15 protein-coding genes are annotated in these 13,882 nt (G+C 69.9%); 5 read left to right on the top strand and 10 right to left on the bottom strand.

Annotated elements, in window-relative coordinates; all coding sequences use genetic code 11:
* The coding region (locus tag VNT50_RS00770) for a helix-turn-helix domain-containing protein (protein WP_325483200.1) at positions 1-224 on the top strand (224 nt) is incomplete at its 5' end.
* Positions 225-263: 39 nt separating this feature from the next.
* Entirely contained in the window at positions 264-1,511 is a 1,248-nt protein-coding gene (ligD, locus tag VNT50_RS00765) for a non-homologous end-joining DNA ligase (RefSeq protein WP_325483199.1), read from the top strand.
* A gap of 177 nt (positions 1,512-1,688) precedes the next feature.
* Here the strand turns inward: ligD and VNT50_RS00760 are convergent, their stop codons facing one another.
* The 7 genes from VNT50_RS00760 to VNT50_RS00730 form a co-directional block, all read right to left on the bottom strand.
* Positions 1,689-2,303, bottom strand: coding sequence for a ClpP family protease (locus VNT50_RS00760; RefSeq protein ID WP_325483198.1), 615 nt, complete (start codon positions 2,301-2,303; stop codon positions 1,689-1,691).
* Entirely contained in the window at positions 2,300-2,929 is a 630-nt protein-coding gene (locus tag VNT50_RS00755) for a ClpP family protease (protein WP_325483197.1), read from the bottom strand. Before VNT50_RS00755 ends, VNT50_RS00760 begins: the two co-directional genes overlap by 4 nt.
* A gap of 169 nt (positions 2,930-3,098) precedes the next feature.
* Positions 3,099-4,682 (bottom strand): glutamine-hydrolyzing GMP synthase, encoded by a 1,584-nt coding sequence (gene guaA / locus VNT50_RS00750; RefSeq protein WP_325483196.1) that lies wholly within the window; start codon positions 4,680-4,682, stop codon positions 3,099-3,101.
* Positions 4,679-5,164: a DUF3817 domain-containing protein gene (locus VNT50_RS00745; protein ID WP_325483195.1), complete on the bottom strand. Its 486-nt coding sequence runs from the start codon at positions 5,162-5,164 to the stop codon at positions 4,679-4,681. Before VNT50_RS00745 ends, guaA begins: the two co-directional genes overlap by 4 nt.
* A gap of 41 nt (positions 5,165-5,205) precedes the next feature.
* Positions 5,206-5,979 (bottom strand): SURF1 family protein, encoded by a 774-nt coding sequence (locus VNT50_RS00740; protein ID WP_325483203.1) that lies wholly within the window; start codon positions 5,977-5,979, stop codon positions 5,206-5,208.
* A gap of 71 nt (positions 5,980-6,050) precedes the next feature.
* Positions 6,051-7,169 (bottom strand): GuaB3 family IMP dehydrogenase-related protein, encoded by a 1,119-nt coding sequence (locus VNT50_RS00735; protein ID WP_325483202.1) that lies wholly within the window; start codon positions 7,167-7,169, stop codon positions 6,051-6,053.
* Positions 7,170-7,212: 43 nt separating this feature from the next.
* A complete protein-coding gene (locus VNT50_RS00730) occupies positions 7,213-7,845 on the bottom strand; it encodes a TetR/AcrR family transcriptional regulator (protein WP_325483194.1) in 633 nt (210 codons plus the stop codon).
* Between the two features lie 81 nt (positions 7,846-7,926).
* Here VNT50_RS00730 and VNT50_RS00725 point away from each other — a divergent pair, with 81 nt between their 5' ends.
* Together VNT50_RS00725 and VNT50_RS00720 are read left to right on the top strand one after the other, a co-directional pair.
* Positions 7,927-9,363 (top strand): MFS transporter, encoded by a 1,437-nt coding sequence (locus tag VNT50_RS00725; RefSeq protein WP_325483193.1) that lies wholly within the window; start codon positions 7,927-7,929, stop codon positions 9,361-9,363.
* 28 nt (positions 9,364-9,391) lie between these two features.
* Complete coding sequence (locus VNT50_RS00720) at positions 9,392-9,910, top strand: nitroreductase/quinone reductase family protein (protein ID WP_325483192.1); 519 nt, start codon at positions 9,392-9,394, stop codon at positions 9,908-9,910.
* Between the two features lie 57 nt (positions 9,911-9,967).
* Here the strand turns inward: VNT50_RS00720 and VNT50_RS00715 are convergent, their stop codons facing one another.
* The 3 genes from VNT50_RS00715 to guaB all read right to left on the bottom strand — a co-directional run bounded on the left by VNT50_RS00715 (position 9,968) and on the right by guaB (position 12,557).
* The gene (locus VNT50_RS00715; RefSeq protein ID WP_325483201.1) at positions 9,968-10,246 is read right to left on the bottom strand and encodes a DUF2277 domain-containing protein; all 279 of its coding nucleotides are present in this window, start codon (positions 10,244-10,246) and stop codon (positions 9,968-9,970) included.
* A 108-nt stretch (positions 10,247-10,354) separates the two neighbouring features.
* A complete protein-coding gene (locus VNT50_RS00710; protein WP_325483191.1) occupies positions 10,355-10,975 on the bottom strand; it encodes a TMEM175 family protein in 621 nt (206 codons plus the stop codon).
* Positions 10,976-11,054: 79 nt separating this feature from the next.
* On the bottom strand, positions 11,055-12,557 hold the full coding sequence (guaB, locus tag VNT50_RS00705; protein WP_325483190.1) for an IMP dehydrogenase: 1,503 nt from the start codon (positions 12,555-12,557) through the stop codon (positions 11,055-11,057).
* Between the two features lie 316 nt (positions 12,558-12,873).
* Between guaB and VNT50_RS00700 the strand changes: the two genes are divergently transcribed.
* On the top strand, positions 12,874-13,882 hold a 1,009-nt coding region (locus VNT50_RS00700), incomplete at its 3' end, for a branched-chain amino acid ABC transporter permease (RefSeq protein WP_325483189.1).

The raw sequence follows: 13,882 nt of genomic DNA, 5'->3' as shown, positions 1-13,882 counted from the left end.
GGGAGCGCCTCGCCGACACGTCCGCGCGCGCGGGCCTGTCACCCCAATACCTCTCGGAGGTCGAGCGCGGTCTCAAAGAGCCCTCGAGCGAGATGATCGCGGCGATCGCCGGCGCCCTCGGGATCGGGCTCATCGACCTCACGGCAGGGGTCGTCGACGACCTGCGGGCACGCACGGAACAGCGCCCGGCCGTCGGCTCCGTGTCATTCCGCCTCGCCGCATAACCCTGGCCCCCGCGCGATGGCGCGGCTAGCGTGGGCGGGGTGAGCCCATCCAAGAGCGCCGGCGAGTTCCTCGAGATCGATGGCCGCGAGGTGCGCGTCAGCAGCCCCGAGAAGGTGGTCTTCCCGCAGCCGGGAGTGACGAAGCTCGACCTTGTGCGCTACTACCTCGCGGTCGCCGACGGTGCACTGCGAGGCGCAGCCGGCCGGCCGATGGTGCTCAAGCGCTTCGTCAAGGGCATCGACCACGAGGCGTTCTTCCAGAAGCGGGTCCCCGAGAATCACCCCGACTTCATCGACACCGCCACCCTGCACTACGCGCGCGGCACGTCGGCCGAAGAAGCGGTGATCCGGGATGCCGCGGGCCTCGCGTGGGTCATCAACCTCGGCTGCCTCGACCTCAACCCGCATCCCGTACGGGCCGAAGACCTCGACCATCCCGACGAGCTGCGCATCGATCTCGACCCGATGCCCGGCGTGGAATGGTCGCAGCTCGTCGACGTCGCGTTCGTCGCGCGCGAGGTGCTCGATGACCACGGCCTGATCGGCTGGCCGAAGACATCCGGCTCGCGCGGCATCCACATCCTCGTGCGCATCGCGCCCGACCGGGACTACAAGCAGGTGCGGCTCGCCGCGGAGACCTTCGCCCGCGAGGTCGAGAACCGCGCCCCGGGGCTTGCCACCGCCCGCTGGTGGAAGGAGGAGCGCGGCGAGAGCGTGTTCGTCGACTTCAACCAGAACGCGAAGGACCGCACGGTGGCATCCGCCTACTCGGTGCGCCCCCTCCCCGACGCCCGGGTCTCGATGCCCCTGGCCTGGGACGAGCTGCGCGTGTGCCGCCCCGAGGAGTTCACCGTCGCGACCGTGCAGGAGCGGTTCGCCGAGCGCGGCGACGCCCATGCGGGAATCGACGACGCCGTCGGATCGCTCGACGCCCTGCTCGCCCTCGCCGACGAGCTCGGACCCGCCGAGAAGGCCCCGCGCTCGGCGAACGGCGGCGACGGCTCGGGACGCCGGGTGTCGGCGATGCCCCTCATCGAGGTCGCCCGCACGAAGACGAAGCCCGAGGCGCTCGAGGCTCTCGAGACCTGGAAGGCGCAGCATCCGGACGTCGTCGCCCTGCTGCATCCGGCCGACGTGCTCGTCGACGGTATGCGCGGCAGCAGCTCGCTCTGGTACCGCGTGCGGGTCAACCTGCAGCACGTGCCCGAGGGCGACCGGCCCGCGCAGGGCCCGCTCCTCGCCGACTACGACCCGTGGGCCGGAAAGGCCTGGCCGGGGAGCACGTAGCCCGCAGCAGCTCTAACCCGCACAGCCCTGACCCGCAACAGCCGTACCCAACAGCCCTGACCCGCGCCTCCCTCGCCCGCAGCAGCCGTACCGGATTCAGGCTCCGCCGACTCCCCGGGTGCCTCGACCCGCGGATTTCCGCGGCCGACCCGTCCCAGCAGTCCCACGGAGCCTGAATCACGCACGCGCCACCGCCACCGCCTCGGCCCGCTCGGCGAGAACGGTGTCGATCAGGCCGTAGTCGCGCGCCGCCGGAGCGGTGAAGACCCGGTCGCGATCGGTGTCCGCGCGAAGCGCCGCCGTCGTGTGTCCGGTGTGCCGGGCGAGGATGAGTTCGATCTCCTCGCGCACGCGCACGAGCTCGTCGGCGTGCAGGATGAGGTCGGGGATGGCGCCGCGGCTCTGCGCCTGCGGCTGATGCAGCACGACTCGCGCGTGCGGCAACGCCGAGCGCTTGCCGCGCGCACCGGCGGCGAGCATCACGGCTCCGACGCCGATCGCCTGTCCGACGCACGTGGTGGCGACATCGGCCTTGATGAACTGCATCGTGTCGTACACCGCGAGCATGGCACTGGGGTCGCCGCCCTCGCAATTGACGTAGAGCTGGATGTCGCGGTCCGAGCCTTCGGCATCGAGGTGCAGCAGCTGCGCGATAAGGGCGTTCGCGACCCCCGCGTCGATCGCCGTGCCGAGGTAGACGACCCGCTCCGAGAGCAGGTGGGAAAAGACATCCATGATCCGCTCGCCCCGCGGATGCTGGGCGATCACGTTCGGGATCGTGTAGCCGCTCATGCCGCCTCCGCTCTGCGTTCGAGGCCGAGACCGAGGTGCGATCGGCGCCGCGGCACGACCTCGTCGAACCGCGACACGATCCCGTCGATGAACCCGTACTCCAGCGCCTGGCCGGCCGTGTACCAGCGGTCGTGCAGCGAATCCTCGAAGATCCGCTCGACGGGCTGACCCGTGTCTGTCGAGATGAGCCCCAGCACGGTGTCGCGCATGTGCCGGAGGTCATCGGCCTGCACCTCGACCTCCACCGCGCTGCCGCCGATGCCGGACGATCCCTGGTGCATCAGGATGCGCGCGTGGGGCAGCGCCTTGCGCTTGCCGGGCGCGCCGGCCGAGAGCAGGAACTGGCCGGCGCTGCACGCGAGCCCGAGCGCGAGCGTCGACACATCGCAGGGGACGAGCCGCATGACGTCGCGGATCGCGAGCATCGACGGCACCGAGCCGCCGGGCGAGTGGATCCAGAGGGCGATATCGGATGCCTCGTCCTCGGCCGCGAGCGCCAGCAGCTGGGTCGCGATCAGGGTGCCGTTGTCGTCATCGAGCGGCCCGTCGAGCACGAGCACGCGCTGGTGGTACAGCGCCCGTCGCGCCTCCACGCCGAACAGGGGAGCCTTGCCGTCGTCAGTCATGACCCCAGCCTGCTCCGGACGGGCGGTGCGCGTGCCCCGATCCGCCGTCAGCGGCTCCGCCCACAGCGGCTCCGCCTCAACTGCGCTGCCGCCAGGAGCGCCCGTTCAGCAGCACCCCGCCGGCGACACCCGCGAAGCCGCTCCGCTCCCCGTCAAGACGCGGGGCGGATCACTCCCACTCGATGGTCGCGGGCGGCTTCGACGTCACGTCGAGAACAACCCGGTTGACGTCGCGCACCTCGTTCGTGATGCGGTTCGAGATGCGCGCGAGCACGCCGTACGGCAGGCGCGTCCAGTCCGCGGTCATCGCGTCTTCCGACGACACGGGACGGAGCACGATGGGGTGGCCGTAGGTGCGGCCGTCGCCCTGCACTCCCACCGAACGGACGTCGGCGAGCAGCACGACCGGGCACTGCCAGATCTCAGCGTCGAGCCCCGCCTTGGTCAGCTCTTCGCGGGCGATGGCGTCGGCATCCTGCAGAATCGCGAGGCGGTCGGCGGTGACTTCACCGACGATCCGGATGCCGAGGCCGGGACCCGGGAACGGCTGCCGGCCGACGATCACCTCGGGCAGGCCGAGTTCGCGGCCGATCGCGCGCACCTCGTCTTTGAAGAGGGTGCGCAGCGGCTCGACGAGCTCGAACTGCAGGTCTTCGGGAAGGCCGCCCACGTTGTGGTGCGACTTGATGTTCGCGGTGCCCGCGCCGCCGCCCGATTCGACGACATCCGGGTAGAGCGTGCCCTGCACGAGAAAGCGGATCGGCTCGCCGTCGGCCTCGGCCTCTGCGAGGAGGTCGCGCTCGGCGGCCTCGAACGAGCGGATGAACTCGCGCCCGATGATCTTGCGCTTCTGCTCGGGGTCGCTCACGCCGGCGAGCGCGTTCAGGAACTGCTCGCGGGCGTCGATCGTCACGAGGCGCACGCCGGTCGAGGCGACGTAGTCCTGCTCGACCTGCTCGCGCTCCCCCTTCCTGAGCAGTCCGTGGTCGACGAAGATGCAGACGAGCTGGTCGCCGACGGCCTCGTGCACGAGGGCAGCCGCCACCGCGGAGTCGACGCCGCCCGACAGGCCGCAGATGACCCGTCCCGACCCGATCTGCTCGCGGATGCGGCCGACCTGCTCGGCGATGACGTTGCCGCTGTTCCAGTCGGCCGGAAGACCGGCGGCCTTGTGCAGGAAGTTCTCGATGACCCGCTGGCCGTGATCGGTGTGCTTCACCTCCGGGTGCCACTGCACGCCGTAGAAGCGGCGCTCGTCGCTGCCGAAGGCGGCGACGGGGGTGGCGGATGTCGACGCCAGCACATCGAAGCCCTCGGGGGCCTTCGACACCTGGTCGCCGTGGCTCATCCACACGTTCTGCGCCGCCGGCTGACCGGAAAGCAGCACGCCTCCGTCGCCGCTGAGCGCGGCATCCGTCGCCCCGTATTCGCGCAGCCCGGTGTTCGCCACTTCGCCGCCGAGCGCCTGGGCCATCACCTGGAAGCCGTAGCAGATGCCGAGGGTGGGGACCCCGAGGTCGAACACGCCCGGATCGAGCGCGGGCGCGCCCGGCTCGTACACCGACGACGGCCCGCCGGAGAGGATGATGCCCACGGGGTTCTTCGCGGCGATGTCGTCGGCGCTGGCCGTGTGCGGCACGATCTCGCTGTACACGCCGGCCTCGCGCACGCGGCGCGCGATGAGCTGGGCGTACTGGGCGCCGAAGTCGACGACGAGGACGGGCCGCTGGGACGTTTCGGTCTGCTCGGTCAACGGGTGCCTTCCGTGGCGGGCTCGGGGTGGGTCGGGGGCGCCTCCGCCGCTTCGCGTTCGGCGAGGTAGCGGGTGACGTCTCGGGCGGTGCGCGCCTCGAGGAAGAACGAGAGGAACGGGACGATGCCGCCCGAGGCCAGAAGGAGGAAGCGCCAGAACTGCCAGCGCATGAGGCTCCACACGCGGAAACACGCGAAGAGGTAGACGACGTAGAACCAGCCGTGCACGATCAGGATGCCGAGCGAGAGGTTGACGCCGTCGCCGGTCGATTGCAGCCCCTCGGGGCCTTCGACCACGGGGGCGAGCCACAGGAAGCCGCCGGAGCCGCCGAGGAAGACCTCGACGTGCAGGGGCGTGTACTTCAGCACCATCTCGGTGCACAGCAGCAGCAGGCCGACGCCCGTGATGATGGAGCACACCTGGTAGAACTTCAGCGCGCCTCGGATGGCCGGAAATGTGGCGAGTTTGGGGGCCGAAGGCATGCCGCCAGTCTACCCGCGGCGCCGGTCGGGCCCGTCCGGCGTCACGATGCCGGGGTCTCCTCGAGGTCTTCGAGCTCCTTCTCCCACGCGTCGCGGGCGAGGCGGTACCAGAGGTAGAACGCGAAGCCCGCGAAGACCGCCCACTCCGCGGCGTAGAAGATGTTGAGCCAGTTCACGTTCGAACCCTCTTCGGGGGCGGGCGACGAGATCTGCTCGAGACCGGCGAGGGGGTCGGATGCCGTGAGGTACGGCCGATACACGTCGAGGCCGTCGATGTCGTGCCACCGGCCCAGCAGGGCCGCGGGCGACATGCGGGTGAGCTCCTGGGGATCGGCGCCGCGCGGGGGCACGACCGGGCCCTCGTCGGAGATCACGCGGCCGGTGAGCTCGATCGTGCCGCCGCCGGCCTTCTCGAGAGCGGATGCCGCGGCCTCGGCCGCCTCGCGCGTCGGCGCCCAGCCCACCGCGACGGCGAGCGACACGGGCTGGTCGCCGCGTCCAGTCGATTCCTCCGACACCCGCAGCTGGCCGGTCACCCAATAGCCCTCGACCCGGTCGTTGAAGCGCGACGAGACGACGATGAAATCACCGGGCACCCACGTGCCGCTGACCTCGACGCGCTGCCCCACGAGGGGCTCCTCGAGATAGGCGCCGGGTTCGACGACCTCCGAGATCGGCCGCACCTCTTCGGTGATGCCTGCCGGCGGCGGCGACGTGTCGATCGCGCGTGCGAGCTGCCATTGGCCGAGCCACGCGAAGACGCCCGCCACGACGAGGCACAGCGCCAGCATGAGCAGCCACTGCGGGCGGAGCATGACCTCCCGCAGGGTCGGCGGGAACGGCGGCGGTTCGGTCGATGCCGTCGAGGGGCCGGTCACGGAAGAGCTCACCCTGCGATGTAGGGCGCAACCACGACATCGACGCGCTGGAACTCCTTGAGGTCGGAGTACCCCGTCGTGGCCATCGACTTGCGCAGCGCCCCGATGAGGTTCGCCGTGCCGTCGGCGACCGGCGCGGGCCCGTAGAGCACCTCTTCGAGGTTCGCGACCTGCTCGACCCGCACACGGCGGCCGCGCGGAAGCTTCGGGTGGTGGGCCTCGGGTCCCCAGTGGTATCCGCGACCGGGGGCATCGGTCGCCCGGGCGAGCGCGACGCCGAGCATGACGGCATCCGCCCCCATCGCGAGCGCCTTCACCATGTCGCCGGAGGTGCCGACCCCGCCATCCGCGATGACGTGCACGTAGCGGCCGCCCGACTCGTCGAGGTAGTCGCGGCGAGCGCCGGCGACGTCGGCGAGGGCGGTGGCCATCGGTGCGTGGATGCCGAGGGTCGCGCGCGTCGTCGACGCCGCTCCCCCGCCGAAGCCGACGAGCACGCCCGCCGCGCCGGTGCGCATGAGGTGCAGCGCGGCGGTGTACGTCGACGCGCCACCCACGATGACGGGCACGTCGAGGTCGTAGATGAACTTCTTGAGGTTCAGGGGCGCGGCGACCGATGACACGTGCTCGGCCGAGACGGTCGTGCCGCGGATGACGAAGAGGTCGACGCCGGCCGCGACCACGGTCTCGTAGAGGTCTTGCGTCCGCTGAGGCGTGAGCGCACCGGCGACCGTGACGCCCGCGGCGCGGATCTCGGCGAGGCGCTGCGTGACGAGTTCGGGCTTGATGGGCTTGGCGTAGAGCTGCTGCATTCGACCCGTGGCGGCGCCGTCCGGGAGCGACGCGATCTCGGCGAGCAGCGGCTCGGGGTCGTCGTAGCGCGTCCACAGACCCTCGAGGTCGAGCACTCCGAGGCCGCCGAGCTGACCCAGCATGATCGCGGTCTGGGGGCTCACGACCGAGTCCATCGGGGCGCCCAGCACCGGGATGACGAAGGGGAACGCGTCGATCGACCAGGCCGTCGACACATCTTCGGGGTTGCGCGTTCGGCGCGAGGGCACGACGGCGATGTCGTCGAATGTGTAGGCCCGGCGCGCGCGCTTTCCGCGCCCGAGCTCGATCTCCATGGTCACGGGTTCAGCCTATCGGGTGCGTTCTCGGGCACCGGATTCACCAGGGTTCGTCGACGCGGGGCGCGGCATCCAGCACCATCTGGATGCTGACCGGGAAGCACTCGTCGAACAGCTCTGTCATGCCCGAGTCCGAGCCGTACTCCTCAGTGAGGCGCAATCCGATCATCGTGTTGATGAGCATCCCCGCGGCCAGGAACTTCTGCGCGTCTTCGGCGCCGAACCCGGCCTCGCGAAGGTATCGCCACACCGTCGCGAATCCCTCGCGCGCCGCCGGGCCGATCACGGGATGCGCGCCGAGCAGGAACGCCTGAGAGAGCAGCTGATGCAGCCCCCGCACCTCCAGCAGCCGGAGATAGGCCTGGCCCATCGTCTCGGTCCGCTCCTGCAGGTCGGTGATCGGCGGGACCGCCCGGAAGGCCGCGAGCAGGCGGGCGAGACAGTCATCGAGCGCGGCGAGGAACAGCTTCTCCTTGGTTCCGAAGAGGCGCACGACGTAGGGCTGGCTGACGGATGCCGCGCGCGCGACCTCGTCGGTGGTGGTGCCGACGTAACCCCGGGCGCCGAAGACGGCGACGGCCGCCGCGATGATCTGCTCGCGACGCTCGACGGAGCTCATCCGTCGCGCGGACTCGGAGGTGACGACGGCTTCGTCGGCTTGTTTCCTGTTCACGCTTGACATGTTATCAGTCGATTACTACAGTCGGCGGTGTCGTAGTTATCATTCGATTACAAATTCCTCGAAAGGGTTCTCATGACCGCCACTGATCTGCTCGCCACGGCGCGGCACCGGCCCTTCGGGCTCGTCGTCGCGGCGGCATCCATTCCGATGTTCATGGCGACGCTCGACAACCTCGTCATGACAAACGCCCTCCCCGTGCTGCACACCCAGCTCGGCGCCGAGGTCGAAGAGCTGCAGTGGTTCATGAACGCCTACACCCTCGCATTCGCCGGCGCCATCCTCATCGCCTCAGCGCTGGGCGACCGCTTCGGCCGCCGCACGATCTTCCTCGTGGGCATCGCGATCTTCGGTCTCGGCTCGGTCTTCGCGGCCCTCAGCACGGATCCCACCCAGCTCATCGCCGCCCGCGCCCTGCAGGGGTTCGGGGCCGCGGGGGTGCTGCCACTCTCGCTCGCTCTGATTTCGGGCGGGGTGGCCACCGAACGACGACCGCTGGCGATCGGCATCTGGGGCGGCGTCTCGGGCCTGGGCGTGGCGGTCGGCCCGCTCGTCGGCGGGGCGATCATGGAGGGCTGGAACTGGCAGGCGATCTTCTGGCTGAACGTGCCGGTGGCGGTCATCGCGATCCCGCTCGCGCTCTTCGCCCTCAACAACGACTTCGGGGCGCGCGTGCGCATCGATGTCTTCGGCGCACTGCTGGCCGGGCTCGGCGTGCTGGCGCTCGTGCACGGAATCGTCCGCGGCAACGACGACGGCTGGGATTCGCCGAGCGTGGTGGGCGAACTCGCGCTCGGCGCCGCGTTCGTCGTCGCGTTCCTGTTCTGGCAGACGCGGGCGAGCGCGCCGCTGATCCCGCTGCGCCTCTTCCGCGATCGGTCGTTCTCGGTCACGAACATCCTGGGCTTCGCCTTCAGCTTCGGCACCTTCGGCTCGATCTTCATCCTCATCCAGTTCTTGCAGGTCGTGCAGGGCGCGTCGCCGCTCGAGGCCGCCGTGCAGACGATGCCGTGGACCCTCGCCCCCATGGTGGTGGCGCCGCTGGCGGGCATCTTCGGGCCGCGCATCGGCACCAGGGCCCTGATGGTGACGGGGCTGTTCCTGCAGGGCGCGGCGCTGCTGTGGCTCGGCGTCACGATGTCGGCCGACATCCAGTACGGCTCGCTGGTGGCCCCCTTCATCCTCGCCGGCGTCGGCATGGGGCTGGTCTTCGCCCCGTCGGCCACGGCGCTGCTGGCGAGCCTGGGGCTGCTCGATCACGCGAAGGCGTCGGGGGTCAACTCCACGGTGCGCGAGGTCGGCATCGCCCTCGGCACCGCTGTCATGACGGCGATCTTCGTCGGCGCGGGCGGCGAGCTCCGCCCCGACCTGTACGTCGATGCGGCCCGGCCGGCCATCCTGACGGGCGCGGCGGTGCTGTTCGCCGCGATGGTGACGGCGCTCTGGCTGCCGGCCGGGCGCTCATCGACGGTGGCGCCCGCGCCGGAAGAGCGCGAGCTCGTCGGGGCCTGACGGGGATGCGGCATCCCGAGCGCCGGAGATGCCACGACGCGGCCGTAGCCGCCGGGGATGTGCGGTGGGACAATCGGGGCGGGAGGCAGCCATGTCACTCAGAGGGTCGTTCCGGCGCGCCGGCGCCCGCATCGGGGTCTGGTCCTATCGGCGCACGAACGGGCGCGCCATGACCAGTCGCTCGGCGCCGAAGGTCCTTCTGCTCACGACTCCCGGACGGCACTCGGGCGAGCCGCGCTCGACGTGCGTCGCGTTCCTCGAGAGCGATGGAGGCTATGTCGTCTGGGGCACGGCATCGGGTGCGCGGCGAGACCCGCATTGGTTCCGCAATCTTCGTGCCGCGGGAGGGGCCGAGGTGCAGATTCTTGAGCGCCGGTTCTTCGCGACGGCGGAGGAGTACGCCGGCGCGGAGCGCGAGGCGGTGTGGAACGACCTGGTCCTGGCGCGCGTGCCGGGCGTCCGCCGCTACGCCGCCAAGGCCGGTCGCACCATCCCGGTGGCGATTCTGCGACCGACGACGAGACCGCCCGAGAGGGCGACCACGTAGCCCCCACCATCGCCCCGAACGCCTGCTGCGCCTGGCGGACGAGGCCGTAACGGTCTTCTACGCCGCAGAGTAGCGACCCGACGCGATCGCGCGGGCGCGCGCCTTCGCCGCCTCGGCCTCGCGGTTCTTCGGCGGAGCCACCGCCACGAGGTCGTCGAGCAGGTGCTGGGTGATGTGCGCGATCTCGTGCACCGCGCGGTCGAATGCCTCCTGGTTGGCCTTCGACGGCTTGGTCGTGCCCGCGATCTTGCGGACGTACTGGAGGGCGGCCGCGTGCACCTCGTCGGAGCTGGCGGCGGGCTCGAAGTTGTGGAGGGTATGGATGTTCCGGCACATGCCCTCCACGGTACGCCGCCCCTCCCCCTCTGCGCGAGACTTCACTTGCGCACCTTCACACGCCCTCCGAAGGTGCGCAAGTGAAGTTTCGCGCAGTATCGAGGGGGGTCAGGAGCCCTTGCCGCGGAGCGCGCGCGTGAGGATGCCGTCGAGCAGGAACACCGTGAAGGCGATGGATCCGATCCACGGCGCGAGGGCGAGCACCACCAGGGAAAGCAGGAGGGCGCTCAGCGCGCCGCGCCCGTAGGCGACGGCATCCGCGTCGGAGAGATCGGGCATCATCTCCGCTCGATGCGCGACCGCCCATCTCCACTGCAGCCAGCTGAAGAGGATCGCGAAGAAGAAGTTGATCGGCAGGATGAGGCGGCCGGCGTAGAAGTCCGAATACTCCGTGACTGTTCCGGTGCTGAAGGGCACGAGCACGATGAAAAGCAGCCGCGCGTTGTTGAGCCAGATCATCATGCCGTCGACCCGGGCGATGTGCTCGAACTGCCGCACGTGCGTCATCCAGAGCAGGCACAGCAGCACGAAGCTCAGGGCGAAGTTGAGGAACAGCCCCCACATGTCGCCGAGCGCCGACCACAGCTCGGCATCCGAGGACACCTCCCCGAGCGAGTGTGTCGTGAGGTCGAGCACGAGCAGGGTCGCCGCGATCGCGAAGACGCCGTCGGTGAAAGCCTCCGTGCGCGTCGTCGAAAGGGTCGCCGATGGATGCCGCCGCCGAATCATGCGCCCAGGCTAGCGTGGGCCCACACGAGCGGGCCCACACGAGCGGGCCCACGAGAGCGGACAGCGGGGCGCGGCCGCGTCAGCGCTTGTAGTTCGGCGCCTCGACGACGATCTGCACGTCGTGCGGGTGCGATTCCTTGAGGCCCGCCGGGGTGATCCGCACGAAGCGGCCCTTGACCTTGAGCTCGTCGATCGTACGCGCGCCGACATAGAACATCGACTGCCGGAGTCCCCCGACGAGCTGATACGCGACGGCCGAGACGGGCCCCCGGTAGGCCACCTGTCCCTCGATGCCCTCGGGGATGAGCTTGTCGTCGCTCGGCACGTCGGCCTGGAAGTAGCGGTCCTTCGAGTACGACGTCTTCTTGCCGCGGGTCTGCAGGGCGCCCAGCGATCCCATGCCGCGGTACTGCTTGAACTGCTTGCCGCCCTGGAAGACGATCTCGCCCGGCGACTCGTCGGTGCCGGCGAGCAGCGAACCGAGCATCACCGAGTCGGCACCGGCCACGAGGGCCTTCGCGATGTCGCCCGAGTACTGCAGACCGCCGTCGGCGATCACCGGGATGCCGGCGGCGCGGGCCGCGATGGATGCCTCGTACACGGCCGTGACCTGGGGCACGCCGACACCCGCGACGACGCGCGTCGTGCAGATCGAACCCGGACCGACGCCGACCTTGACGGCATCCACACCCGCGTCGATCAGCGCCTGCGCGCCCTCACGGGTCGCCACGTTGCCGCCCACGACGTCGATGTGCTCGAACGAGGGATCGGCCTTGAGGCGGCGCACGATGTCGATGACGCCGGCGGACTGCCCGTTGGCCGTGTCGACGACGAGGACATCGACGCCCGCATCGCGCAGCGCCTCGGCGCGCTCCCACGCGTCGCCGAAGAAGCCGATGGCGGCGCCGACGCGCAGCCGGCCCTGGTCGTCCTTCGTGGCGAGGGGGTACTTCTCGCTCTTGTCGAAGTCCTTGATCGTGATGAGACCGGCGAGCTTGCCCTCCTCATCGATGAGGGGCAGCTTCTCGACGCGATGCTTGGCGAAGGTCGCGATGACATCGTTCGCGCCGATGCCGACGGGGGCCGTGATCAGGCCCTCGGTCGTCATGACATCCCTGACGAGGGTCGTCTGGCGCTCGAAGCCCGAGACGAAGCGCATGTCGCGGTTCGTGATGATGCCGATCAGGATGCCGTCGGGCCCGACGACCGGGAGCCCCGAGATGCGGTACTGCGAGCAGAGCGCGTCGACCTCTTCGATCGTCGCGTCGGGCGTCGTCGTGATCGGGTTCGAGATCATGCCCGATTCGCTGCGCTTGACGCGGTCGACCTGCGACGCCTGCTCCTCGATGGAGAGATTGCGATGCAGGATGCCGAGGCCGCCCTCGCGCGCGATCGCGATGGCCATGCGGGCCTCGGTGACGGTGTCCATCGCGCTCGAGAGGAGCGGCGTGGCGACCGTGATGCGGCGCGTCACGCGCGAGGAGGTGTCGGCCTCACTCGGGATGACGTCGGTGTGCCCGGGCAGGAGGAGGACGTCGTCGTAGGTGAGTCCGACGAAGCCGAACGGATCGGGCTGCTCCATGCTGTGTCCTTTTTCGGGTCGCGCGCGCGTGCGAGGAAAGTCGGCTGCGGAGCCGCGGGGGCGAGTCCGCCGATATAGAAGTCTAAGCGCGACACGCCCGCCGTTCATTCCCGCGCGTGCGTATAGGGATTCTCACGATTCCGCACCTGTTGCCGACAGCCATGCCGTCGAAACATCGGCGACACACTACGCTCATAAAGTCTCCCTCATGGCCGATGCGAGACCCGCGCCCGGTCGTGGTATCTCAACTGGAGGTTTCGTGAGATCCCCTACCCACCTGGCCACGCCGACACCGGGACGTATCGCCCGAATCGCCGTGGTTTTCCTTGCCGTCGTGGCGGCCCTCTTCGGGGTCATCACACTATCCGCCGCACCGGCGAACGCGGCCGAGGACGATCCCTACCGCATCAGCGGCAACGTCCAGCTGGACGGGGAACCCCTCGCGGGCGTCATCCTCGTCATCGACGGACCCGGCGGCGAGCAGGAGGTCGAGACCGACGAGAACGGCCAGTGGCGCGTCGGTGTCCCCGAGCGCGACGAGGAGTACACCGTCACCCTCGACGAGTCCACCCTGCCGGAAGGCATCGCGGTGGTCGCGGAGGGGGATGACACCCCCAATGTGAAGGAAGTCACGATGGGCGCCGGCGGCCGCGTCACGGTGAACTTCTTCATCGGCGAGGGCGAGCGCAACGTCACGAGCTTCTTCGACCAGTTCGTGCAGCGCATCGTGCAGGGCCTCAGCTTCGGCCTCATGCTCGCGCTCGCGGCCGTCGGCCTCTCGCTCGTCTTCGGCACCACCGGCATCTCGAACTTCGCCCACGGCGAGATGGTCACCTTCGGCGCCATCGCCGCTCTGGTGCTCGTGGGTCCGGCATCCCTCGCCCTGCCGGTCTGGGTCGGCTTTCCGCTGGCGGTGATCCTGAGCGCGGGCCTGGGCCTCGTGCTCGACATGATCCTGTGGCGACCCCTCCGCCGAAAGGGCGTGGGCGTCGTGCAGCTGATGATCGTCAGCATCGGCCTCTCGCTCGCCCTGCGCTACACCTTCCAGTTCTTCATCGGCGGCGGCACGAGCCAGCTGCCCTTCTCGGCCGAGCCGAAGATCCCGCTGTTCGGCGTCGTGCAGCTGAGCGTCATCGACATGGTCTCGCTCGCGATCTCCGTCACGGTGATCGTCGCGTTCGCCATGTGGCTGCTGTACTCGCGCATCGGAAAGGCGACCCGGGCGATCTCCGACAACGCCTCGCTGGCCGCGGCGTCCGGCATCGACGTCGACTTCGTGGTGCGCGTCGTCTGGGTCATCGCCGGCGGACTCGCGGGTCTCTCCG

Source organism: Microbacterium sp., assembly GCF_035554235.1.
In the GTDB taxonomy this organism is placed as follows: domain Bacteria; phylum Actinomycetota; class Actinomycetes; order Actinomycetales; family Microbacteriaceae; genus Microbacterium.
The sequence above is the reverse complement of the archived record's forward strand: the minus strand, read 5'-3'. Positions and strand labels throughout refer to the sequence as shown.

Bases quoted from the DNA above. Each gene is read 5' to 3' on its own strand.
- VNT50_RS00715 (WP_325483201.1), bottom strand. From the start codon at position 10,246: ATGTGCCGGAACATCCATACCCTCCACAACTTCGAGCCCGCCGCCAGC.
- guaB (WP_325483190.1), bottom strand. From the start codon at position 12,557: ATGGAGCAGCCCGATCCGTTCGGCTTCGTCGGACTCACCTACGACGAC.
- VNT50_RS00720 (WP_325483192.1), top strand. From the start codon at position 9,392: ATGCCACGACGCGGCCGTAGCCGCCGGGGATGTGCGGTGGGACAATCG.
- VNT50_RS00725 (WP_325483193.1), top strand. From the start codon at position 7,927: ATGACCGCCACTGATCTGCTCGCCACGGCGCGGCACCGGCCCTTCGGG.
- VNT50_RS00740 (WP_325483203.1), bottom strand. From the start codon at position 5,979: ATGCTCCGCCCGCAGTGGCTGCTCATGCTGGCGCTGTGCCTCGTCGTG.
- VNT50_RS00745 (WP_325483195.1), bottom strand. From the start codon at position 5,164: ATGCCTTCGGCCCCCAAACTCGCCACATTTCCGGCCATCCGAGGCGCG.
- VNT50_RS00735 (WP_325483202.1), bottom strand. From the start codon at position 7,169: ATGGAGATCGAGCTCGGGCGCGGAAAGCGCGCGCGCCGGGCCTACACA.
- VNT50_RS00760 (WP_325483198.1), bottom strand. From the start codon at position 2,303: ATGAGCGGCTACACGATCCCGAACGTGATCGCCCAGCATCCGCGGGGC.
- VNT50_RS00710 (WP_325483191.1), bottom strand. From the start codon at position 10,975: ATGATTCGGCGGCGGCATCCATCGGCGACCCTTTCGACGACGCGCACG.
- VNT50_RS00755 (WP_325483197.1), bottom strand. From the start codon at position 2,929: ATGACTGACGACGGCAAGGCTCCCCTGTTCGGCGTGGAGGCGCGACGG.